This window comes from Pseudomonadota bacterium, assembly GCA_034660915.1.
Classification (GTDB): domain Bacteria; phylum Desulfobacterota; class Anaeroferrophillalia; order Anaeroferrophillales; family Anaeroferrophillaceae; genus DQWO01.
Genome location: JAYEKE010000236.1, coordinates 11,991 through 33,663 on the forward strand (window position 1 = coordinate 11,991; position 21,673 = coordinate 33,663).

Here is a 21,673-nt window from a genome sequence, read left to right on the forward strand (position 1 = left end):
AGCTAATCCGCTTTTCGGCTACGGCTCAAAAGGGACTGAGCTTTCAACCGCAGAGCATTAAGCTTAATAAAACCTTCTGCGTCCTGCTGGTTATATACCGTATCTTCCTCGAAAGTTGCCAGTTCAGGGTAATAAAGAGTCTGGGGGGATTTCCTGCCCACAACAATGCAATTACCTTTATAAAGCTTCAGACGTACTGTACCGGCAACATTTTGCTGGCTGTGATCAATAAACGCCTGCATGGCCAGACGCTCGGGAGCAAACCAGAAGCCATTATAAATCATGCGGGCATATTCCGGCACCAGGGAGTCTCGTAAAAACATGACCTCCCGGTCCATCGTGATTGATTCCAGCGCCCGGTGGGCATGAAAAAGAATAGTCCCTCCGGGAGTTTCATAAACTCCGCGTGATTTCATCCCCACGAAACGATTTTCCACCAGGTCGACCCGGCCGATGCCGTTATTGCCACCTAATTCATTTAATTTCTGCAGCAAGGCCGCCGGTCCCAGGAATTCCCCATCAATAGCCACGGGATCACCAGCCTTGAATTCAATTTCCAGGTATAAAGGTTTATCCGGAGCCTGTTCCGGGGAAACAGACATAACAAACATATCTTCCGGCGGTTCATTCCAGGGATCTTCCAGAACCCCGCCCTCAAAACTTATATGCAGAAGGTTTCGGTCGCTGCTGTAAGGCTTTTCTTTGGTCACCGGGATGGAAATATTATTTTCCCGGGCATAATTAATTAACTTCTCCCTGGAGTTAAGGTCCCAGGTACGCCAGGGAGCGATCACCGTAATGCCCGGCTCCATGGCATGATAGGCCAATTCGAAACGAACCTGATCATTCCCTTTACCGGTAGCCCCATGGGCTACCGCGTCAGCCCCTACCTGGCGGGCAATTTCAATCTGTCGTTTGGCAATTAATGGCCGGGCGATTGAAGTCCCCAAGAGATAAGTGCCTTCATAAATGGCATTTCCCCGAAACATGGGAAAAACATAGTCAGAGACAAATTCATCACGCAAGTCATCAACAAAAACCTGGCAAGCCCCGGTAGCCATGGCCTTCTCTTCAATTCCGGCAAGTTCTTTTCCCTGGCCAAGCTCAGCGGCATATGCCACAACTTCGCAGTTATACTCATTTTTCAACCACTTGAGAATGACAGAAGTATCCAGACCACCTGAATAAGCCAGAACTATTTTCTTAACCTGTTTCATTTTTCTCCTCCCAACAGTGTCGCCAGTAAGGCTTTCTGCACATGCATGCGGTTTTCTGCCTGGTTGAAAATAAACTCCTGAAAACGTGAAAATACCGCTGCGGTTATTTCTTCTCCCCGATGAGCCGGCAAGCAGTGAAGTACCATCACATCCGGCGCTGCCACCGCCAACAGCTGGTCATTAACCTGGTAGGGAGCAAAAACCCGCCGCCGCTTTTCGGCTTCTTCTTCCTGCCCCATACTGGCCCAGACATCGGTATTAACCACCTGGGCTCCCTGAACCGCCTGCAACGGCTCATCAACCACATTGATTTCACTGTCGGCCTCTTTCCGGGCCCGGGCGAGGATTTTTGCATCAGGGTGATAACCATCCGGGCAGGCTAACTGCAAATCAAAACCAAATCGCATCGCGGCGTTAATCCATGAATGGGCCATATTATTGCCATCACCCACATATGCCACCTTCACTTTTCGAATATCACCAAACCTCTCCTGAATGGTAAAAACATCAGCAAGCACCTGGCTGGGATGAAGCATATCCGTGAGGCCGTTAATAACCGGTACCGTAGCATGACGGGACAGAACAATGGTATCCTCCTGGGAAAAGGTCCTGATCATAATGCCGTCAACGTAGCGGGACAGCACTCTGGCCGTATCCTCAATGGGCTCGCCACGTCCGAGCTGCGTATCATGACGGCTGAGGAAGATTGCCTGGCCGCCAAGCTGATACATCCCAACCTCAAAGGAAACCCTGGTCCTGGTGGAGGCTTTTTCAAAAATCATCGCCAAGCTTTTTCCCGCGAGTCTTGGTTGACTAGGTTGCCGCTCAGATTTTAAAACCGTTGCCAGAGACAATATATGTTTGAGTTCAGCCACTGGCCAGCCGGCCAAATCCAAAAAATCTTTCTTAGTTGCGCTCACGGCAACACCTCATCAAGGACCTCAATCAGCCGATCAATATCCGCTTGAGCAACAATCAGCGGCGGAGTCAAGCGTAAAGTTTTTTCACCTGCAGGTCCCATCAGTATAGCTTTTTCCTGAGACCATTGAATTACTTCGGCAACCGCGACATCCAGTTCTACCCCTACCATTAGCCCTGAACTACGGATATCACAGATACATTTATGCTTGTCTTTCAGATTGTCCAACCGCTGCCGCAAGTATGTCCCCATTTTATTACAATTACCCAGGACATCCTCCGTATCAATCGCGTTCAAAGCCGCAATCGCCGCACTGCAAGCCAGGGGGTTGCCGCCAAAAGTCGTGGCATGACTGCCCGGACCAAAGACTTTGGCGGCATCATTGGAAGCCAACATGGCCCCGATGGGAAAACCAGCACCCAACGCCTTGGCCAGGGTCATCACATCCGGTACAATCCCGGCATGCTGGTGGGCAAATAAACGGCCGGTGCGCCCCATGCCACATTGGACTTCATCCAAAATCAAAAGCAGATTATGGTCATCACAAATACAGCGTAATTCCCGCAGGTAGTCAGGACCGGGAACATTAATCCCTCCCTCACCCTGTATCGGTTCAACCATGACCGCGCAGGTTTTTTCATTGACTGCCTTGGCAACTTCCCCGGGATCACCAAAAGGAACATAGCGGAACCCGGCAAGCAAGGGCTGATATCCAGTCTGGATTTTCTCCTGGCCGGTAGCGGAAAGCGTCGCCATGGTTCGGCCATGAAAAGAGTGATGCATGGTAATAATTTCGGCCGCTTCAATTCCCCTGAGCTCACGGGCATACCGCCGGACCAGCTTGATCGCCGCTTCATTGGCTTCAGCTCCGGAATTACAGAAAAAAACCCGCTCTGCAAAGGATTTTTCGGTCAGCATGGCTGCCAGTTGAGCTTGGGGTTCAATGTAATACAGGTTGGACACATGCATCAAGGTTTTAGCCTGCTCAGCAATCGCATGAGTAACCAGAGGATGACAATGCCCGAGATTACAAACAGCAATACCAGCCAGAAAATCAAGATATTCCCGGCCATCCGCATCCCACACCTTCATCCCCCGGCCACGAACCAGAGCCAAAGGGTAACGGCGATAGGTCTGCATCACATGACTGTCGCTGAGACTATATATCTCTCCAGAATCCATCTTCATACTTTCTTTAAAAATAACAACCCACAAGATAACTCAAAGATTCCACGGCCCCAACTTACATGTTCAGACCGGGAATTTGCATGCCGCCGGTTACTTTGCCCATTTCAGCCGACATCATTTCTCCGGCTTCTTTCAGCGCCTGGTTAACAGCTGCTACAACCAGGTCCTGCAACATGTCGATATCATCCGGATCAACTACCTGAGGCTCAATGGAAATAGAAAGAATTTCCTGCTTTCCATTGGCAACCACTGTCACCATACCACCGCCAGCCGACGATTCAACTGTCCGGGCGCCAACTTCTTCCTGTATCTTTGCCATTTTAGCCTGCATCTGCTGAGCTTGTTTCAGCAGATTTCCCATTCCTTTCGCCATCTGTACATCCTCCTTAAGTCAACCTTGTTAAGCAGTTAGCATTTAGCTCTTAGAATTTAGCTGAGTAAAATTAAGGTCTTACGTTAATCTAAACTTTCTGACTTGCATTTCCGGGAAACCATTACCAGATGTTCGGGCTTGGCTCATAGCGGTATTGGCCGCCGAACGAATCATCACGATGGTGATTCGCGGCGGACGCCTCGGAAGCCGGCCATGGACGGCCGGCGAGAATGAGCGAGAGCCATGCCGGAACATCCCTGGAAATCTCTTTCAGCTGTTTTTAGAATAACTCAGAAAGTTGAAATATATTTTTCCACATTATGGTAAGGTTCCGGCGTTCTTAGCTAACCAGCAGCTGCTGTCGCTAAACTACACCATTCAGGAACAAGGCCTGATTTCTTCAATTTGAGCATCGAAAGTTTCAACCAGCAAGCGAACCATTTCATCATTAATGATGTCCTGCTTATTAAAACTTCTCTGTTTGGATTTTTCACCAGCTGCTTGAGAACCACCATTTTTATTTCCATTCTCGGACAATTGAGATAAAATTACCGTTGTTTTCTCTCCAAGAATGCGCTCCAGCTGCTTATGCAGCCGCTGTTCTTTTTCATCATCACGCAGCAAGCCATAGGCATAATTAGGCAAGCCAAGCATAAGCCGTCCTTTCTCCCAACTTAACAGACGGGCATTATCCAAAACGGCGGTAATGGAAGGCAAATGAGGACGCAGGGCTGCCAACAACGATGGCCAATCCTGAGGGATTGACTTTTCTGACTGCAGCAGAGAAGGCTCTTCCACCATTTCTGTTTCTGTTCCAACTGGTTCAACCGGCATCTCCTCAGCAACCATAGATGATGCCTCTGATGATGCCTCCGGCTGCGAAGTATCGTGCTGCTGAACCAAGTCAGGAACTGAAACCCCCTGCAAACGGCTGACAAGCTCTTCCACCGGTTCGAGGTCTTGAGCCATCCCCAGGCGCACCACACTCATTTCAAAATGAAGCCGGGGCAGGTTAGCAACCATTAAATCTGCATACTGCTCCTGAAATAAATCAAACAACTGCTGCCAGTAAGGCAACTTCGCCCGCTGAACCAATGCCATCATCTGCTGCAGCTCTTCTTCCGCCGCCTCAATCAGGCCTTTCAGGTCCGGAGACAATTTCAACAAGACGAGATTCCGCAGGTAAAACAAAAAATCTTTGGCAAATCGTTTAATATCAATCCCGGCTTTTTCCAACTCCGTAATCTGCTGCAAAGCGGCCGGAATCTTATGATCGAGCAATGACTCGACCAGCGCTGAACAATAGCGAGCTTCGACAACCCCCAAAATCACCCGCAGATTTTCGATGGTTATCTGCTCCCCGGAGAATGCCATTGCCTGATCTAAAACACTGAGGGCATCCCTCATGCTGCCGTCAGCTTCCCGGGCCAACAACTGCTGAGCCGCCGGTTCAATCTGCAAACCTTCTTTTTCAGCTACACCCTGAATGGCAGCCTCAATCACCGCTGCTGACAAACGGCCAAAGTCATAGCGATGACAGCGGGAAAGGATGGTGATCGGTATTTTATGAGGTTCGGTCGTTGCCAGGATAAATTTTACATGGGCGGGAGGCTCTTCAAGGGTTTTCAACAACGCATTAAAGGCCTCCGTTGTCAGCATATGCACTTCATCAATAATGTAAATTTTATAAGCTGATAACTGTGGTAAATAGCTGACATTTTCCCGCAACTGACGAATTTCATTAATACCCCGATTGGATGCGGCATCGATTTCAATGACATCAGGATTATTACCGGCAGTAATGGAAATACAACTTTCACAAATACCGCAGGGATCGGGAGTTGGTCCTTGCAGACAATTCAGACATTTAGCCATAATCCTGGCGGCCGAAGTCTTGCCCACCCCCCGGGAGCCGGTAAATAAAAAAGCATGAGAAACCCTTCCAGTCCTGACCGCATTTTGCAGCGTCCTGGCAATATGTTGCAAACCGGCAAGGTCGGCAAATACCTGAGGACGCCATTTCCGGGCCAAAACCTGGTAAGATGGGGAATCAGAAGACATAAGCAATTATTTCTCCAAAAAGCCTTATCCCCATGGATGATAGCCAGGCACCCCTGCGGCACACAGCGAGCAATGCTACCGCTGCTTCCTTCCGGATCTGACGGAGTTCACACTGTCTCTGTTGCACAGGACCTGGCTATCATCCATGGGGATAAACCAGCTGGCGGAGAGGGTGGGATTCGAACCCACGGTACCGCTAAGTACACACGATTTCCAATCGTGCCCCTTCGGCCTCTCGGGCACCTCTCCTGAAAAAGCAAAAATCTCGATAATTGAACTAATCTGCTTAGCAATAAAACATATGACTGTCAAGATGAAAAGCCGCATTTTTAACTCTATTGACTTTAGCCGATAAATAACTTAGAGGTATTAAATTCACTGTTGTTCTTTATATTTTTTGCGACAATATTATTTTATCCTAAGCTGAGCTATTAGCAGTTAGTCTTTAATAATCAGGACTTTACGTTGACCAGTAACAACACCCATCGGGTGAACTTATATAATAAATATTCGGCCACTTTTCAAAAAAGCAGTAATACTTATTTTTTGTCTCGCGCCCGTTCGCTTCGTTCACTCAAGACGCCAAGAACGCAAAGAAAAACGACTGACGATATGGCAAGTTGAACTCTTCGCGGTCTTTGCGGCTTTGCGAGAAAATTAAAAAAATTGACTGAATAGTTACAAGAATTTACCAATTTATAAACAAAGTCAAATGCTTACCATATTTAATGTTAAACATCTTGTAATCATTGAGCTAATAGCTAAGTACTAAAAGCTAATCGCTTAATTCAAGTTCATTTAACTGCGGCTGTTTTGAACCCTCCACCATGAGTGTAGCCTGTTGCTTTTTCCGGCAAATGGAGCTTCAAAATTGCCTTAACAGGGGACAGTTTAAAAAACTGTCCCCACAGGCAGTAATTTTACAGACAATGATCGAAAATCCGGTACAGATTTCTGCTCTTATTCTGGCGGCAGGTGAAGCCAGACGTTTTGGCCAGCCAAAACAGCTGCTGCCCTGGGGGCCGGACAATACCATTCTCGGTACGGTCATTGATACGGTCTCCGGCAATTCAAAGATTAGCAGCATTAACGTGGCATTAGGGGCACATTATGATTCCATCACCAGCACCATAGCTGAAAAATTATCAAAGACTCGCATTATTCGTAATACATTATGGCAGCAAGGAATGTTCAGCTCCATTACTGCCGGGCTGATAGAGCTGTCTGCCAAATCTAAAGCAGGTGGAATTCTGGTCTTGCTGGGAGATATGCCTTTCATCTCTCCGCAGGTAATCTCTGAATTTATCCATGCCGCTTCTGCCTGTACTTCCGAACATCCATTGATTATTGCCAGCGAACAGGATAGACCAGCACACCCCTATCTGATCTGGCAACATCATATCGGTGAAATCTTATCTTTGAGCGGTAAAAGTGGCATTCGGCCTTTTATTCAGTCACATTTCCCTCATGCCGAAAAAATCCAGGTTTCATCCAACGTCGGGCGTCAGGATATTGATACCTGGGAAGCCTATGAACGGCTTAAACCCAAAGGATCTGAAAAGAGCATAAAAACATAGAAATCATTCATCAACAGCCGGCATAGTAGCAATTTAATGGTCCGCTTTTTGCTATCAACCCATACCAACTTGTGAGTGATCCGCTCCATTAATGGTACTTAAGTTAAGCGATTAGCTGTTAGCTATCAGCGTTTAGCCTTGAAAAATAAAGGCGTTACGTTGTACAAGGTATAAGGTACAAGGTAAAAACCTTAAACCCTACACCTTACACCTTACACCTTAAACCTTTTTTTATTATTTCTCACAGAGACACGGAGTCACAGAGGGCAAATGACTCGGGTTCTCTGTGACTTTGTGCCTCTGTGAGAGTATTTTTATCTTTTCTGAAAACGTAGTCGAATATTTACGTTTGTAATAACAAAACATCCTGTAATCATTAAACTAACAGCTAACCGCTAAAGGCTAATCGCTCAGTTTAGGTGGTACTTCAATAAACCGAATCGGTTTTATAATTTGTTACGAAGACATCATAATTTATTTAAAACGGAAAAGAGAGAATACTTTTTCAGCCATTTTGTAAGATGGAATTTTCCTGGGAAACATTACAAGGTATTCTGGCCGAACCTGCTGCCGGAATTGCCATTTGTACTATCATTGACAAACATGGATCCGTCCCCAGGGGAATCGGCACCCGCATGCTGGTTCGAACTGATGGATCCATTGAAGGTACCATCGGTGGTGGTATTGGTGAACATGAAATTATCACCCAGGCCCGGCAGGCCATAAACAAAAGTGAAAGCCTGGTTGTCGAAACTTCACTGGCCGGCGAACAGGGACTCGATTCACCAGCCATTTGTGGCGGTTGGTTTCAGACCCTGATTAACTACTGGTCCCATGACGACCGCGAACTGGCAGAAAAAATCACCCTGGCACTCGGTAACAGCGACCCCGTCACCCTGCTGGAAGTTGTCAGCAGTAACGATCCTGATTACCCAACCGGAGCCAAGTTGCTGCTTGATCCAAAAAGCCGCAATACCTTGGCGGAATCAGGAATATCGGGCACTGGAGACAAGCTGACTTCTGCCTGGCTGGCAGAGCAAAAAACCGGCATCCTGCAGCTGTGTGAGTGCAAGGTGTTAGTCACCCCTTTAGCGCCACCGGCCAAGATGGTCGTTTTTGGAGCCGGCCATCTGGCCGTTCCACTGGTGGAGATGGCCTCCTGGTGTGGATTTGAGATAACGGTCATTGATGATCGCCAGGAGTTTGCCTGTCCTGACAGATTCCCCCGGGCAGCAAAGGTACTTGTTGCCCCGATGGAAAATATCAGGGAGCTGGAATTATCGTCTGTGACTACCTATTTCATCCTTATTACCCGGGAACATCGTCATGATGATCTGCTGCTGCGGCAACTTTTAGGCACACCATATGCGTACCTGGGCATGATCGGCAGCCGACGACGGACATCAAAGGTTAAAGAAAGACTGATTAATGATGGCTTCCCGATGACTGAAATCAAGGCGCTGCATGCACCCATTGGCGTGGAAATCAACGCCCAGACACCAGAAGAAATTGCCATCAGCATTATGGCTGAAGTTATAGCGGTGAAAAACCGTACATCCTAAAGGAGTATAAATTATGAAGCAAATGATCTCATTACAGGTAAATGGCGATACCTATGAACTGGCGGTCAACCCGTGGAGAACCCTCAATGAGGTATTGCGAGAGGATATCAAACTGACCGGCACCAAATTGGGCTGCGGCACCGGCGATTGTGGCGCCTGCACCGTGTTGATAGATGGCAAATCAGTCAGTTCCTGCCTGACGCTGGCGGTTGAAGTGCAAGGTCTGGCAATTACCACCATTGAAGGAATGGCCCCCAACGCCGAAGAGCTTCATCCGATCCAGGAATCCTTCATTGAAAAAGGGGCTATCCAATGCGGCTATTGCACCCCGGGAATGATTATGTCCACAACCTTCCTGCTCAAAAACAACCCCAACCCCACAGAGGCGGAAATACGTGCCGGTCTGTCGGGAAATTTATGTCGCTGCACCGGCTACAATAAGATTGTTGATGCCATTGGAGACGCAGCAAAAAAGCTCAAAAAAGATGTATGATTTCTGTTTTCCACCAAGGTAACGATACAAATAAAGAAGCAATATATTGAAGAAGGAGATGTTCTCGTGAGTTTACCGAAATTCAGCTATCTGGCACCTGCCAGCCTGGAAGAAGCCTGCGACCTGCTGGGAAAATACCAGGGAAAGATCCGGATAAAAGCCGGCGGCACCGATCTTATGGTTCGTTTGGCTCAACGGGCCTTAAAACCCGAATACATCGTGGGAATCAGACAAATACCGGAACTTGCGGCTATTTCATTCAATCCCGATGAAGGTCTGCGCCTGGGAGCCATGGCTTTACTTTCTGATGTGGCCGGGCACCCGCTAGTTCAGGAACATTATCCCATGCTTGCCCGGGCGGCCAAATCCACTGCTACCGTACAAATTCGCAATATGGGAACGGTCATGGGAAATATATGCAACGCCTCGCCATCAGCTGATAATTCCCCTACTCTGGTAGCCATGAATGCCAGCATTGTGGCGATTTCCAAAACCGGAGAACGACAGATTCCCATTGATGAATTTTTCCTCGGCCCGGGAAGAAGCGCCCTGGAACCGACGGAAATTGCCAAAGAAATTCTGGTTCCAGCACCACTACCCCGCAGCGGCGTCAGCTACCAGAAAATTTCACCCCGGTCAAAGGTTGATATTGCCGCGGTCAATGTCGGAGCCATGGTAACAGTAGATGAGCAGGAAGCCTGTCAACAGACCCGCATTTGTCTTGGTGCGGTTGGCCCCATTCCCTTACGAGCCACAACTGCTGAAGAATTCTTGCAGGGAAAAGTCATTACCGATGAGGTTGCCGAGCAGGCCGGGGCTCTGGCCGGCTCCGATGCTTCACCCATTTCCGATGTTCGGGCTTCCAAGGAATACCGGCGGCTGATGGTTATTATTTTGACCAAGCGGGCACTGCTGGAAGCCCGATACGGCACCAGGATATAATAGTGCAAGTTGTTGCGGTTCAGAAGAAAAAAACAGCTAGATTATGCAAATAGAGGGGTTATTATGACTACAGATCTTTCCGTGGTAGGTAAAAGCCTGCCCCGCTCGGACGCCAGAATCAAAGCCGTGGGCGCTGCCCGCTATTGCGACGATATTATTCGTCCCGGCATGCTCTTTGGTAAATTATTACGCAGTCCGGTCGCCCATGCCAAAATCCTCAATATTGATGTCAGTAAAGCCAAAAAGTTGCCCGGAGTTAAGAGTGTCATTACCGGAAATGACACTCTTAAAATTCGCTTCGGCAACTGGCGCCTGGTACCGGAAAGTCAGGATGAACTGCCATTGGCGGTGGATAAAGTGCGGTTTATAGGTGATGAGGTGGCTGCAGTTGCCGCCATCGACAAAGATATTGCCGAAGAAGCCCTGGATTTGATTTCCGTTGAGTATGAAGAACTGCCCGGCGCCTTTTCGGTGGATGAATCCCTGGCTGAAGGAGCTCCGGTTATTCACCAGGCACACCAGAACAACATCAGCTTGCAGCGCAACATTGATTACGGTGATCTTGAGCAGGGATTTGCCGATTCCCATCTGATTCTCGATAATGACTTTACCGTCCATGCCACCAATCATGCCTACATGGAGCCCTGTTCCTGCGTGGCTGAATATGATCATGACGGGCGGCTGACCATCTGGACCTCAACCCAGACCCCTTATTTTGTCCAGTGCCTGCTGGCCCAGACCCTGGGCATGCGGGAAAATGATATCCGGGTTATCAAACCTTTTGTCGGTGGTGGTTTTGGCGGCAAGATGGAAATGCGCAAATGGGAATTTGCCGCCGCCTTCATGGCCCGTGAAACCGGCCGCCCGGTTAAATTCACCCTGACCCGGACTGAAGAATTGGCTACCGGCCGACGGCGCCATCCGATGAAAATCAGATCAAAAATCGGTTTCAAAAAAGACGGCACTATTTTAGCCAAAGAATTCACTGCCCATCTGGATGGTGGAGCCTATAACAGCATGGGGCCGACGGCGGCCTTTCTGTGTGGCAACTTCGGCGGCATGCTCTACCGCCATCCCAACTATCGCTACAACGGTTACCATGTCTACACCAACAAGCCGCCGGCGGGGGCAATGCGCGGGTTTGGGGCCCCCCAGGCCCTTTTTGTCGCTGAAACTCAGATGAACATGGCCGCTAAAGAACTGGGGATGGATCCTCTGGACATCCGGCTGATAAATGCCATGGTTCCCGGCGATGAAATCCCCGGAGTGGCAAAGATTTCCAGCTGCGGTTTCAAAGAATCACTGTTGAAAGTTGCAGAGATGACCAACTGGCGGGAAAAACGTCAGAACCTGAAAGATGGCCAGGGAATCGGCATCGGCTGCTACAGTTTTATTTCCGGCGGCGTATTCAACTGGTTCAATACCCGCTATAACTTTACCCGGGCGGAAGTCCGAGCATTCGATGACGGCACTGTCCACCTGTTAACCATGGCTTCTGATATCGGCCAGGGATGTGATACGGTTTTACGCCAGATCCTGGCCGAGGATCTGGGCCTGGAAATCAAAGATATCCGCTTGACTGCCGCCGACACCGCAGTAACCCCCCAGGCTGACTTAGGCACCTGGGGCAGCCGGGTAACCCTGATGGCCGGTAACGCGGTCCGTAAAGCAGCGGCAGAAATAAAAGAGCAGTTGTTTAAAATTGTCTCCATGAAGTTTGATCTTAATGTTATTCATGACATGACCTGTAAAAAAGGAAGGATATACGCCAAAAACCGTCCTGATCGGGGCATCGCTTTTGGCGAGGCGGTCCGCCTGGCCCAGCGGGCCAACCGGGGAGACCCCATCATTGGTTATGGTTCCTATACCCCGCGAAATAAAGGGCTGGTAACCCCGGCTTTCAGTTTTGGCGCCCAGGTTGCCGAACTGGAAGTGGATATGGAAACCGGGGCCATTGAGGTCAAAGAAATGAACACCGCCCACGATTGCGGCACCCCCATCAATCCCATGTCGGTTGAAGGGCAGCTGGAGGGTTCGGTACACATGGGGCTTGGCTACGCCCTCAGTGAACAATATATCATGAAAGGTGGAAAAACCCTGACCTCAACCTTCCTGGATTACAAAATCCCCTGTGCCGAGGATATGCCGCCGGGGGAATCCGTTCATATCGACACCTATGAACCAGAAGGCCCTTTCGGGGCCAAGGAAGCCGGGGAAGGACTGGTTTCACCGACGGCTCCGGCCATTGCCGATGCCGTCTGGCATGCAACCGGCTACCGCTGCATGAATCTGCCCATTACTCCGGAAAAAGTACTCAAGGGGCTGGACAAACTGTAATGACAGAAAAAACCGTAAAACCCCATAAAGACGTTCAGCTGACCACCTTGCAATCGGGGAAATTACCCCCTTGTATGCAGCCGACCTTTGGCAACTGCCGGGGCTGTTTTGGTTGGCAGACCATGATTGATGCCGCCTGCAACGGAGATCCCGTCTGGCAGCGAATCCCAATCCACTGTCCGGTAACCGGCTTAACGGTCAAAGTCGAGAAGAAAAGGTAACTATTCAGCACATTGCATCGTTACTCAACAAGTAGTAAACTCGGGACTGCCCCCCAGCTTCACCGGGGGCTGTCCCAGATGTTTACGGACTATGAAACAATGTCGGCATGCGCCGCAAAAGCCTGGGACAGTCCCGGTTTTGCTTACAGCAGTGCACTTCATAAAGATGTGCTGAATAGTTACAAGAAAAGCTGGTTCTGCGCCTTATCTATTCTTAGAAATGCCTGAAACTCATTAACGGCTGGCAAGATTGCCGGCCGTTAATCGTTTGCCGGCAATGGATTGGATTCGTCTGGTGGCAATAGTTTATTCAACAAGACAGTAACTATAATGGCTGCGGCAAAACGGATGAGAAGAATTAGCAAGCCGTTGGCCCCGATGGCAACGAAGAGCAGGGTATCTTCAAAAACTGAATGATTGATGGAAAGGAAAGTAACGATCAACAGCAGCTCACGCCGGGATAATTGTCCCTGGCGAGCATAGTGAATGATCATGCCGGCCCCATACGCAAGTCCGAGAACCAAACCGATAACCAGCGGAAACGCCCCGGCGCCTGAAATCCCGAGGAAACGGACCACCTTTTCCAGCTGGATTGATACTTTCTCTAAAATTCGCAAATCATCAAGGATCTGCATACCCACCATCAGCGGCACGACAATCAGCGCCAGATGCCAGACCTGCAACAGGCTGCCACGCAGACCTTCCATGAAAATCAGCAGAATTTCCATCAATTCTTGCTCTTTCCTAAAAAAATGCCCGGCATTGATAAAGCCCGATGGCCAGCATGAAACCCATGCCCAAACGAAAGAAGACAAATGGCCAGGCGGTAATCCCGGTCTTCTTGCAGACCGCGGTTTCCACCACCAGGCTGTGAGAAAGCAGCAACAGTAAAGCAAAAACCGTTACCTGAGGCCCATCAAGAGATAATGGTGTTACCGCCCCGATGGCGGCATAAAGGTTCAACAGGTTTCCCAGCACCACCCCCATGGCGGCTTCTCCGGGAAGTCCCATTAATCCCATCAGGGGCTTACAAACCCTGCCGATCCATTTCAAAATTGGGGTATGGGATAAAAGGGTCATGACCAGATAAATAGGCACCATGATCAATGCAAGTTCCCAGGTAGTCAGTAAACCGTTTTTCAGCCCTCGCAAAAATGTCCCTTTAGTAACCACCAGCCGCACCCTGTTCGGTTAAAAATTAATCGCAATTTTGAGAGCCTCTAACACAAAAAAACTCGAAAGGCCAGGGCTGTCAGTTCCAACCTACGTCATTGCATAATTATGTGGTCTCAAAATTCCCACCTACCCTGAAATAAAAAAGTATTTTACCCCTTGCAATTAACATTATATATGCTATATCCACCATTATATGCATTAACATATAGCACTGAAAAAGGGGGAATAAGTAATGAAAATTAAAAATATTTTGGTGCCAATCGATTTCTCCGAGGATTCTTACTATGCCCTTGAATATGCCCTTGATCTGGCAGCCAGCCATGGCAGCACCCTGCGTATTCTCTATGTGAACCGCGATGAAAGCATGCTCTTTCACTACCTTTCCGCCAGTGAATATGAAGCCATTCGCAACCGAGCCCTGGAAGACGCGAAAGAAAGGCTTGAAAATCTGGAAAACAAACTTCCCAAGTTGAAAAATATTGAATACCATTACCATGTCCGCCGGGGAACTCCCTATGTTGAGATACTGGAAGAACTGGAAAAAAACCCGGTAGACCTGGTGGTTATCGGCTCCCATGGTTGGCAAGCAGCAAAAAAATACTTTTACGGCACTACGGCGGAAAAAGTGATCCGCCGCACCAATAATACTATTTTAGTAACCAGAAAACCTGACTAGTTAAACTCAGCAGAAAGGAGGAATGCCTGGAAGCCCCATAATTTGAATTAGTTAGTTCTTAAAGGAATTTCATCCACAAAACCAAAGGAGAAGATTCATGAAGAAATTAACCGTTCTATTAATCAGTCTGGCTTTAATCTGCCTCTGTGCGCCGGTTCAATCATCAGCCCGCATGCGTTTTGTTACCATCGGTACCGGCGGCGTCACCGGCGTTTACTATCCCACCGGCGGAGCCATCAGCCGCATGGTCAACAAAAAATACAAAGTATATAAGTTGAAAGCCACGGTTGAATCAACCGGCGGCTCGGTATTTAATATCAATGCCGTGATGCATGGAGATCTGGAATTTGGCATCGCCCAATCAGATCGCCAGTACCAGGCATATAACGGAATGAAGGAATGGAAAGGAAAACCCCAGAAGGATCTGCGGGCGGTTTTCAGCATTCACCCAGAATCCATCACCTTGATTGCCTCTGACGCCAGCGGCATTAACTCCCTTAAAGACATGAAGGGCAAACGCATCGCCATCGGCAATCCCGGCTCCGGACAGCTGGGAAATTCCCGGGATGCACTCTGGCTGGCCGGCCTGGATGAGGAAAAAGACATCAATGCTGAATATATCAAAGCGGTGGAATCAGCCAGCGCCCTGCAGGACGAAAGGATCGATGCCTATTTTTACACTGTCGGTCATCCCAATGGCTCCATCAAGGAAGCTACCGCCGGCCGGGTTAAAGTCCATATCGTCCCGATTGCCAAAGTAAAACCTTTGACTGATAAATTCCCATATTATGCTTCAGCCAACATCCCGATGAAATCCTACCCCAATGCTACCAACAAGGAAGAATTGGTCCCGACTTTCGGCGTCAAGGCAACGCTGGTAACCTCGGCAAAAGTTCCCGATGATGTGGTATACGCGATTACCAAGGAAGTTTTCGACAACTTTGAAGATTTCAAAAAACTCCATCCGGCATATTCAGTCCTGACCAAGAATAATATGCTCGAAGGCTTATCGGCACCATTGCATCCCGGCGCCATTAAATATTTCAAGGAAGCCGGCCTAATGTAAACTAAAACAGCTAACAGGCAATACCGGAATTCCGATATTGCCTGTTTTTTTATTCATTCGACGGTTTCCAGGCCAAAACTTCACCACAGTATTTTCAACCATTTTTTTGCATGAACAGGGGAGGATGGCAAAATGGCAGCAAAGGAAGACGATCATCTCGAACAAAAAATCCAACTGGAAGAGATCATTGCCGAAGAAACCGGAGAATTCCGGATACTCCAGGGATTGGAACGCTACTTTATTCCAGTCATAGCCTTTGCCTGGTCCATTTTTCAGCTATCCATCTCCAGCTGGCTGCTGCTCGATTCTATTACCATCCGGGCCATTCACCTGGCGTTTGCCATGTTGATTCTCTTTCTCAGCATCCCGATTTTTAAAAAACCGCGCAAGCATTTGAATTTTCTGGCTGCCCGGGATCGTATTCCCTGGAATGACTATCTTTTCGCCATTGTCGGCGCCATCAGTGCTCTCTATCTTTATCTTGGATGGGAGAGCATTTCCGGACGGGCCGGAATGCCTTCCACCCTTGATCTCGTTTTTGGTATAGTCCTTTTAGTCCTGCTTTTGGAAGCCGCCCGCCGCGCCATCGGGCCGGCATTACCAGTTATCGCCATCGCCTTCACCCTTTATGCCTATTTCGGCCCTTACATGCCGGATGTTCTGGCTTTTCGAGGCGTCTCCATAAGCCGCTATTTCAGCCAGATAACTTTATCTTCTGAAGGCATTTACGGCATCCCGCTGGATGTTTCCGCCCGAGTGGTCTTTCTTTACGTCCTGCTGGGCGCCCTGCTGGAAAAGGCCGGAGCCGGAAAGTTCTTCATTGACCTGGCCTTGTGTTTCCTGGGCAAATTTAAAGGTGGACCCGCCAAAGCCGCGGTTCTGGCCAGCGGCTTTACCGGCATGGTATCCGGTTCCAGCATCGCTAATATTGTTACCACCGGCACTTTTACCATTCCTTTAATGAAAAAAGTCGGTTATCCGCCGACCAAAGCGGCCGCCGTGGAAGTGGCAGCCAGCACCGATGGCCAACTGGCTCCACCAATCATGGGGGCTGCAGCTTTTATCATTGCCGAGTATGTTAATGTTCCCTATATTGCGGTCGTCAAAGCGGCCGCCATTCCGGCTTTTGCCTCCTATGTAGCCCTGCTCTACATCACCCATATTGAAGCTTCCAAGCTGGGACTGCGGGGACTTAATAAAGATGAACTGCCAAGGCTGAAGGAAACCCTGCTGTCCGGCCTGCATTTCCTGCTTCCCATCGGCATCCTGCTCTATGAACTGATCATCCTGCGCCATTCACCGGACAAGTCAGCCTTTAATTCGATCCTCTGGCTTTTTGGCGTCATCATTTTGAAAGACATCTATGACTGGCGGCATGAGCGCGGCTCCATCACCGCAACTCTGAAAAAAAGTCTCTCGACTATTTTTGGCGGCATGTCTTCCGGCGCCCGTAATATGGTCAGCGTTGCCTTAGCCTGCGCCTCGGCCGGCATCATTGTCGGGGTGGTCAACATGGGCATCGGCGGCATGATCACTCAAATTGTCGAACAACTCTCCGGCGGCAACATTTATTTGATGCTGATCATCACTGCCATCGCCAGCCTGCTCATCGGCATGGGACTGCCAACTACTGCTACCTATATTGTTATGGCCTCCCTGACCGCACCCATCATTGTCAACGTCGGCGGCGCCAACGGCTTTATCGTCCCCCTGATGGCCGCCCATCTGTTCTGCTTCTACTTCGGCATTCTCGCCGACGATACGCCGCCGGTGGGACTGGCATCATACGCGGCCGCCGCCCTGGCCCATTCAGAGCCGATTCCCACGGGAATCCAGGGATTCATGTACGATATCAGAACCGCCATCATTCCTTTTATGTTTATTTTCAACAGCGATTTGATCCTGCACAATATTAACAGCTGGCCCCTGGGCATCCTCATTTTCATCATGGCCTGCATCGGCAGCTGCACTTTTGCCTCCGCCACCCAGGGCTGGTTTATTACCAAAAACAAATGGTATGATATTTTTCTCCTGCTGGGAGTAACAATTATCATGTATCGCCCCAGTATGCTTGCCAACCTGCTTGCACTGCCAAATAAATACCTGGCCTATCCGGCAGGATTGATTTTATGGGCGGCAATCTATTATCTCCAAAGATATAGAGCTAAAACCGCGGCGACAGCTTGATTTCCCAGAGACTTAATCAGGATCTCAACCATCTACTCATCATAAAGGGAGGATGTTATGGGGAAAAAATCCATTATATTATCTATCGCAATCATTATAATTATGTTGATTTCGGCCCTGCCAACAATAGCCGGTGATAGATTCATCAACAATGAGGACGGCACCGTCACTGATCAGCAACTGGGATTAATGTGGGGAACATTTGATAACCAGGGAGATATTAACTGGCAGGAAGCGAAAAGATGGGTTACCTTTACTTTTCCCTATACAATCGAAAAAAGTTATGACAATTGGCGGCTGCCAACCATCAAAGAACTTCGCAGTCTTTATGTAACCGCGCAAGACGACCATGGTTATCAGGCCGACTGTGGCAAAACCGTACACATCATTCCGGAAATCCACTTAAGCTGTGTCTGGGTATGGTCGGCGGAAAACAAATCGATTACGGCCAGGGTCTTTAATTTCAGCCGTGGTTACAGCTATATGGATCGAATGGCAACAACACGTGGATTCCGGGCACTGGCAGTACGAAACCTCAAATAAAAAGCATTTTTAAGCAGAACATTCCAACCATTAAAAAAACTGCGGCTGACATCCTGCACCTGCGGAATCTTGACTATTTCCCCAAAGCTACTGTAACGTGAGCATTACAATATAAATACGTTTAACTTATTAAATCGATCAGGAAAAAGCCATATTTTTCAGGATAGTTTTTTGTTTGTAGGAATGCTATGAAATGAAAATTTATCTTGATTGTTGCAGCTTGCAGCGCCCTTTCGATGATAAATCTCAACCAAGAATAGCCGTTGAAGCTGAAGCGATTCTCGTTATCCTATCATTAGTGTGAGTCAAATCATTTGACCCTCATCTCATCTGATGCATTGCTATTCGAAATCAGCCGCATCCCTAATCATGATCGTAAAGAAGATGCTTTTGCGATTCTAAAAATTGCAAAAGAAACCCTTGAATTATCGAGTGAAATAAAGATCGTTGCCAGGAACTTCGAAAACATTGGCTTAAAGACACTTGACGCTCTTCATTTAGCATTTGCATCCACTTCAAAGATTGATTATTTTTGCACCTGTGATGATAAATTTTTGAAAAAGGCCAAAAGCTTTGATAAATTAAATACAAAGGTGGTATCCCCCACTGAATTAGTGATGGAGTTGGAAATATGAATACACAAACAAGACCGGTTTCTGTAATTAACCGTCAGGCGACTCACATTCTATTCAAGGAAATGGGGGTTGTTGATACTATTCGGTTTCTCAACCAATTCTCTGTAGGCCAAGGAGACTATACAAAAGAACGCGATACTTGGCTCAATGACATATCCATGAATGATGTCATTACTCAAATTAAAGCCGGAAAAAAATAAAGCCCAACAAAACGCCGGAGAGGGACCAGGCTTACTGCGCGGCCTTTCGGGAGTGCCTGGTTCAGGAAAATTTATCTTTTTATCGGAGTTTTTGGGATTTAAAAGCCTGGCCCCTCAGTTCCCCGTTAGGTCCAATAATAGGTAATTTACATGGATAATGAAAAAGATAAGCTTGTTGAACCGGGTCATGATCTAACTAAAAAGCACGCTGACCCTTATATTGATTTTTTACATCGCATTATACGATTTGCTGTAAAAGTGTTAGCGGCTTTAATGGTATTAGTTATCGTTTGGGGCATAGGCGACGTCCTATATGTGTTGTATCAACGCATCAGTACCCCCCCATTCTTACTTCTAAGCATTAATGACATTCTTGCCACATTTGGTGCTTTTCTTGCGGTTTTAATTGCTATTGAGATTTTTATCAATATTTCAATGTACTTAAAGACTGACGTTATTCCTGTCCGCTTGGTGGTTGCTACCGCCTTAATGGCCATATCACGTAAAGTAATTATTTTTGATTTCGAGAAAATAACACCACCGTTTATTCTTGCAACTGCAGCAGTTGTGTTTGCTCTTGGAGTTACATATTGGCTTATTTCAAAAAAAACCTAACGAATCAATTTAACACTGACGGCGCAAAAAACCGCGCCGCTGATTAAATCGTTAGCCTTTAGAAATATTATCATCATTAACACCTATTATTTCATTCTGATCTGAGTAAATCCTTAACATTCAAAGTCCTCTTGACAATTTGCGAAAAAAGAACCATATTGAAACCATTGGGGAACTAATCTTTTTTTTGGGGGGGGCAACATGCCAAATATAACAGTCAAAAATATTCCAGATCATGCCTACGAGATACTCAAGCAGGTTGCCACAACTAATCATCGAAGCATTAACAGTGAAATTATCTGCTTAATCGAGAAGGCGACGTTAAGTAAGTCTATTCTTCCAGAGCAACACCTAGCCTTAGCTAAACGCTCTAGAGAAAAAACAAAAAAATTCCTTCTAACCAGTGATATCCTACGGATAGCTAAAGAAGAAGGACGGCCATGATAGTTGTAGACACCAATATTATAAGCTATTTTTACCTGAATTCTGAATACTCAAAAATTACTGAACAAACATTCAAAAAAGATCCGGTATGGTCTGCACCCATACTGTGGAGAAGTGAATTCCGAAATGTACTTACATTTTATTTAAGAAAAAAAATAATTACATTGTCTGAGGCAATTGATATTTTTGAATGTGCGGAGGAACTTCTAAAAGAAAATGAATATGAAATTAATTCAATGCAGGTATTAAGCTTATCTCACTCAAGTGGTTGCTCGGCTTATGATTGTGAATTTGTCAATTTGGCCAAAGACCTTGGTGCTTTGCTTGTCACTCAGGACAAAAGAATACTTCACAACTTTCAAGAAACGGCAATATCTATGAGTCAATTCCTTAAAATTCACAAGCCGAGGATGGTCTAGCAAAGAATATTCGTTTTTCGGAAGCGATTGCATGCGCTGAGGCATTCGGCTTTCAGTTGGACAGGGTAAAGCAGATGAAGCAATGACACCACACTTAGGGCTCTTCTGAGCGACAATTCTGTGAATTTATTTTTGAGAGAACCCTTAACCGATTAATCAGTCCCGGTTAATCCGTTCAAAAACCTCTGCTGCCGGCGAAATCTGGAATAAGGGATACAGGGGATTCTGGCGGTAGAAACCCAATAATGCCTGATGTACCTCAGCTTTGTGGGCACAGCTGCCATCTTCAACAATAATGGTCTTAAAATCATGGCACAGGGCATCAAGCGCGGTGGCCAGAACACAAAACGTGGAAGTGATGCCGCAGACAACCACCGTATCAACCTTCAAAGTTCGTAACGTCTGGTCAAGATCGGTCTTGAAAAAAGCTGAAAAGCGCCGTTTAGGTAATAGTATATCTCCTGCTTCCCTTGATAAAGCATCCGTCACCTCGGCTCCCGCGGTTCCGCGAATGGCATGGGGAGCCATTTTGCCGCCAAAAATAAAATCGCCCTCAAGGAAAGAATCACTGGCATAAATCACCGGCCAGTCCGCTTGCCGAAAATCAGCAGCCAAGCCATTGATAACCGGAATTATAGCCTCAGCCTCCCGGGCCACCAGATTGTGCTCGGGATTCGCCAGATTATCTTTAACCATGTCAATAACAACCAAAGCAGCCTTATGCATATCCAACCTCCATAACCATTATTGTTTTTCAGCCAGCCTTTTCAGCCTCGGCTTCAGTCGCTCAATCCAAGGGACCCTCATTTAATATCAGTTTAA

General features: G+C 47.6%; 24 protein-coding genes, 1 tRNA gene and 1 other RNA gene. 15 read left to right on the forward strand and 11 right to left on the reverse strand.

What is annotated here, in order from left to right:
• Nucleotides 1–2 precede the first annotated feature (2 nt).
• From U9P07_13170 to U9P07_13205, 8 genes are all read right to left on the reverse strand, one after another.
• Nucleotides 3–1,217 (reverse strand): argininosuccinate synthase, encoded by a 1,215-nt coding sequence (locus U9P07_13170; protein ID MEA2110356.1) that lies wholly within the window; start codon nucleotides 1,215–1,217, stop codon nucleotides 3–5.
• Nucleotides 1,214–2,137, reverse strand: coding sequence for an ornithine carbamoyltransferase (gene argF, locus U9P07_13175; protein ID MEA2110357.1), 924 nt, complete (start codon nucleotides 2,135–2,137; stop codon nucleotides 1,214–1,216). The genes U9P07_13170 and argF overlap by 4 nt, the downstream gene beginning before the upstream one ends.
• Nucleotides 2,134–3,318, reverse strand: coding sequence for an acetylornithine transaminase (locus U9P07_13180; GenBank protein MEA2110358.1), 1,185 nt, complete (start codon nucleotides 3,316–3,318; stop codon nucleotides 2,134–2,136). Before U9P07_13180 ends, argF begins: the two co-directional genes overlap by 4 nt.
• A 61-nt stretch (nucleotides 3,319–3,379) precedes the next feature.
• Nucleotides 3,380–3,697, reverse strand: a complete 318-nt coding sequence (locus U9P07_13185; GenBank protein MEA2110359.1) for a YbaB/EbfC family nucleoid-associated protein — start codon at nucleotides 3,695–3,697, stop codon at nucleotides 3,380–3,382.
• 78 nt (nucleotides 3,698–3,775) lie between these two features.
• Nucleotides 3,776–3,952, reverse strand: a complete 177-nt coding sequence (locus U9P07_13190) for a hypothetical protein (protein MEA2110360.1) — start codon at nucleotides 3,950–3,952, stop codon at nucleotides 3,776–3,778.
• Nucleotides 3,953–4,075: 123 nt separating this feature from the next.
• On the reverse strand, nucleotides 4,076–5,758 hold the full coding sequence (dnaX, locus tag U9P07_13195; protein ID MEA2110361.1) for a DNA polymerase III subunit gamma/tau: 1,683 nt from the start codon (nucleotides 5,756–5,758) through the stop codon (nucleotides 4,076–4,078).
• A gap of 38 nt (nucleotides 5,759–5,796) precedes the next feature.
• Nucleotides 5,797–5,896: signal recognition particle sRNA small type (gene ffs / locus U9P07_13200), an RNA gene on the reverse strand.
• Between the two features lie 23 nt (nucleotides 5,897–5,919).
• Nucleotides 5,920–6,007: transfer RNA gene (locus U9P07_13205), tRNA-Ser, on the reverse strand.
• 680 nt (nucleotides 6,008–6,687) lie between these two features.
• Here U9P07_13205 and U9P07_13210 point away from each other — a divergent pair.
• The 6 genes from U9P07_13210 (at nucleotide 6,688) to U9P07_13235 (ending at nucleotide 12,890) form a co-directional block, all read left to right on the forward strand.
• Complete coding sequence (locus U9P07_13210; GenBank protein MEA2110362.1) at nucleotides 6,688–7,335, forward strand: nucleotidyltransferase family protein; 648 nt, start codon at nucleotides 6,688–6,690, stop codon at nucleotides 7,333–7,335.
• 521 nt (nucleotides 7,336–7,856) lie between these two features.
• Nucleotides 7,857–8,897, forward strand: a complete 1,041-nt coding sequence (locus U9P07_13215; GenBank protein MEA2110363.1) for an XdhC/CoxI family protein — start codon at nucleotides 7,857–7,859, stop codon at nucleotides 8,895–8,897.
• Nucleotides 8,898–8,910: 13 nt separating this feature from the next.
• Nucleotides 8,911–9,390, forward strand: coding sequence for a (2Fe-2S)-binding protein (locus tag U9P07_13220; GenBank protein ID MEA2110364.1), 480 nt, complete (start codon nucleotides 8,911–8,913; stop codon nucleotides 9,388–9,390).
• Nucleotides 9,391–9,456: 66 nt separating this feature from the next.
• Nucleotides 9,457–10,332 carry an FAD binding domain-containing protein gene (locus tag U9P07_13225; GenBank protein ID MEA2110365.1) on the forward strand — a complete coding sequence of 292 codons (876 nt, stop codon included), beginning with the start codon at nucleotides 9,457–9,459 and terminating at the stop codon, nucleotides 10,330–10,332.
• 63 nt (nucleotides 10,333–10,395) lie between these two features.
• On the forward strand, nucleotides 10,396–12,669 hold the full coding sequence (locus U9P07_13230) for a molybdopterin cofactor-binding domain-containing protein (protein MEA2110366.1): 2,274 nt from the start codon (nucleotides 10,396–10,398) through the stop codon (nucleotides 12,667–12,669).
• The gene (locus tag U9P07_13235) at nucleotides 12,669–12,890 is read left to right on the forward strand and encodes a hypothetical protein (protein ID MEA2110367.1); all 222 of its coding nucleotides are present in this window, start codon (nucleotides 12,669–12,671) and stop codon (nucleotides 12,888–12,890) included. Before U9P07_13230 ends, U9P07_13235 begins: the two co-directional genes overlap by 1 nt.
• 260 nt (nucleotides 12,891–13,150) lie before the next feature.
• Here the strand turns inward: U9P07_13235 and U9P07_13240 are convergent, their stop codons facing one another.
• The gene (locus tag U9P07_13240) at nucleotides 13,151–13,618 is read right to left on the reverse strand and encodes a nucleoside recognition domain-containing protein (GenBank protein MEA2110368.1); all 468 of its coding nucleotides are present in this window, start codon (nucleotides 13,616–13,618) and stop codon (nucleotides 13,151–13,153) included.
• A 16-nt stretch (nucleotides 13,619–13,634) separates the two neighbouring features.
• Nucleotides 13,635–14,063: a nucleoside recognition domain-containing protein gene (locus U9P07_13245; GenBank protein ID MEA2110369.1), complete on the reverse strand. Its 429-nt coding sequence runs from the start codon at nucleotides 14,061–14,063 to the stop codon at nucleotides 13,635–13,637.
• A 235-nt stretch (nucleotides 14,064–14,298) separates the two neighbouring features.
• Between U9P07_13245 and U9P07_13250 the strand changes: the two genes are divergently transcribed.
• The 9 genes from U9P07_13250 (at nucleotide 14,299) to U9P07_13290 (ending at nucleotide 20,851) form a co-directional block, all read left to right on the forward strand.
• Nucleotides 14,299–14,742 carry a universal stress protein gene (locus tag U9P07_13250; GenBank protein MEA2110370.1) on the forward strand — a complete coding sequence of 148 codons (444 nt, stop codon included), beginning with the start codon at nucleotides 14,299–14,301 and terminating at the stop codon, nucleotides 14,740–14,742.
• Nucleotides 14,743–14,839: 97 nt separating this feature from the next.
• A complete protein-coding gene (locus tag U9P07_13255) occupies nucleotides 14,840–15,808 on the forward strand; it encodes a TAXI family TRAP transporter solute-binding subunit (GenBank protein ID MEA2110371.1) in 969 nt (322 codons plus the stop codon).
• A gap of 132 nt (nucleotides 15,809–15,940) precedes the next feature.
• On the forward strand, nucleotides 15,941–17,995 hold the full coding sequence (locus U9P07_13260; GenBank protein ID MEA2110372.1) for a TRAP transporter permease: 2,055 nt from the start codon (nucleotides 15,941–15,943) through the stop codon (nucleotides 17,993–17,995).
• A 57-nt stretch (nucleotides 17,996–18,052) separates the two neighbouring features.
• Complete coding sequence (locus U9P07_13265) at nucleotides 18,053–18,538, forward strand: DUF1566 domain-containing protein (GenBank protein ID MEA2110373.1); 486 nt, start codon at nucleotides 18,053–18,055, stop codon at nucleotides 18,536–18,538.
• A gap of 314 nt (nucleotides 18,539–18,852) precedes the next feature.
• Nucleotides 18,853–19,173, forward strand: a complete 321-nt coding sequence (locus U9P07_13270; protein ID MEA2110374.1) for a PIN domain-containing protein — start codon at nucleotides 18,853–18,855, stop codon at nucleotides 19,171–19,173.
• On the forward strand, nucleotides 19,170–19,373 hold the full coding sequence (locus tag U9P07_13275) for a hypothetical protein (protein ID MEA2110375.1): 204 nt from the start codon (nucleotides 19,170–19,172) through the stop codon (nucleotides 19,371–19,373). Before U9P07_13270 ends, U9P07_13275 begins: the two co-directional genes overlap by 4 nt.
• 150 nt (nucleotides 19,374–19,523) lie before the next feature.
• Nucleotides 19,524–19,988, forward strand: a complete 465-nt coding sequence (locus U9P07_13280) for a phosphate-starvation-inducible PsiE family protein (GenBank protein ID MEA2110376.1) — start codon at nucleotides 19,524–19,526, stop codon at nucleotides 19,986–19,988.
• A 201-nt stretch (nucleotides 19,989–20,189) separates the two neighbouring features.
• Entirely contained in the window at nucleotides 20,190–20,432 is a 243-nt protein-coding gene (locus U9P07_13285; GenBank protein MEA2110377.1) for an Arc family DNA-binding protein, read from the forward strand.
• Complete coding sequence (locus U9P07_13290; GenBank protein MEA2110378.1) at nucleotides 20,429–20,851, forward strand: type II toxin-antitoxin system VapC family toxin; 423 nt, start codon at nucleotides 20,429–20,431, stop codon at nucleotides 20,849–20,851. Before U9P07_13285 ends, U9P07_13290 begins: the two co-directional genes overlap by 4 nt.
• Nucleotides 20,852–21,007: 156 nt before the next feature.
• On the opposite strand, the gene U9P07_13295 is transcribed toward U9P07_13290, so the two are convergent.
• Complete coding sequence (locus U9P07_13295; GenBank protein MEA2110379.1) at nucleotides 21,008–21,577, reverse strand: isochorismatase family cysteine hydrolase; 570 nt, start codon at nucleotides 21,575–21,577, stop codon at nucleotides 21,008–21,010.
• Nucleotides 21,578–21,673 lie beyond the last annotated feature (96 nt).

Coding starts and splice junctions, on each gene's coding strand:
- dnaX (MEA2110361.1), bottom strand. CDS start 5,758: ATGTCTTCTGATTCCCCATCTTACCAGGTTTTGGCCCGGAAATGGCGT.
- U9P07_13275 (MEA2110375.1), top strand. CDS start 19,170: ATGAATACACAAACAAGACCGGTTTCTGTAATTAACCGTCAGGCGACT.
- U9P07_13220 (MEA2110364.1), top strand. CDS start 8,911: ATGAAGCAAATGATCTCATTACAGGTAAATGGCGATACCTATGAACTG.
- U9P07_13265 (MEA2110373.1), top strand. CDS start 18,053: ATGGGGAAAAAATCCATTATATTATCTATCGCAATCATTATAATTATG.
- U9P07_13290 (MEA2110378.1), top strand. CDS start 20,429: ATGATAGTTGTAGACACCAATATTATAAGCTATTTTTACCTGAATTCT.
- U9P07_13170 (MEA2110356.1), bottom strand. CDS start 1,217: ATGAAACAGGTTAAGAAAATAGTTCTGGCTTATTCAGGTGGTCTGGAT.
- U9P07_13180 (MEA2110358.1), bottom strand. CDS start 3,318: ATGGATTCTGGAGAGATATATAGTCTCAGCGACAGTCATGTGATGCAG.
- U9P07_13230 (MEA2110366.1), top strand. CDS start 10,396: ATGACTACAGATCTTTCCGTGGTAGGTAAAAGCCTGCCCCGCTCGGAC.
- U9P07_13190 (MEA2110360.1), bottom strand. CDS start 3,952: ATGTTCCGGCATGGCTCTCGCTCATTCTCGCCGGCCGTCCATGGCCGG.
- U9P07_13250 (MEA2110370.1), top strand. CDS start 14,299: ATGAAAATTAAAAATATTTTGGTGCCAATCGATTTCTCCGAGGATTCT.
- U9P07_13295 (MEA2110379.1), bottom strand. CDS start 21,577: ATGCATAAGGCTGCTTTGGTTGTTATTGACATGGTTAAAGATAATCTG.
- U9P07_13185 (MEA2110359.1), bottom strand. CDS start 3,697: ATGGCGAAAGGAATGGGAAATCTGCTGAAACAAGCTCAGCAGATGCAG.
- U9P07_13260 (MEA2110372.1), top strand. CDS start 15,941: ATGGCAGCAAAGGAAGACGATCATCTCGAACAAAAAATCCAACTGGAA.
- U9P07_13280 (MEA2110376.1), top strand. CDS start 19,524: ATGGATAATGAAAAAGATAAGCTTGTTGAACCGGGTCATGATCTAACT.
- U9P07_13215 (MEA2110363.1), top strand. CDS start 7,857: ATGGAATTTTCCTGGGAAACATTACAAGGTATTCTGGCCGAACCTGCT.
- U9P07_13240 (MEA2110368.1), bottom strand. CDS start 13,618: ATGGAAATTCTGCTGATTTTCATGGAAGGTCTGCGTGGCAGCCTGTTG.
- U9P07_13210 (MEA2110362.1), top strand. CDS start 6,688: ATGATCGAAAATCCGGTACAGATTTCTGCTCTTATTCTGGCGGCAGGT.
- U9P07_13255 (MEA2110371.1), top strand. CDS start 14,840: ATGAAGAAATTAACCGTTCTATTAATCAGTCTGGCTTTAATCTGCCTC.
- U9P07_13285 (MEA2110377.1), top strand. CDS start 20,190: ATGCCAAATATAACAGTCAAAAATATTCCAGATCATGCCTACGAGATA.
- U9P07_13235 (MEA2110367.1), top strand. CDS start 12,669: ATGACAGAAAAAACCGTAAAACCCCATAAAGACGTTCAGCTGACCACC.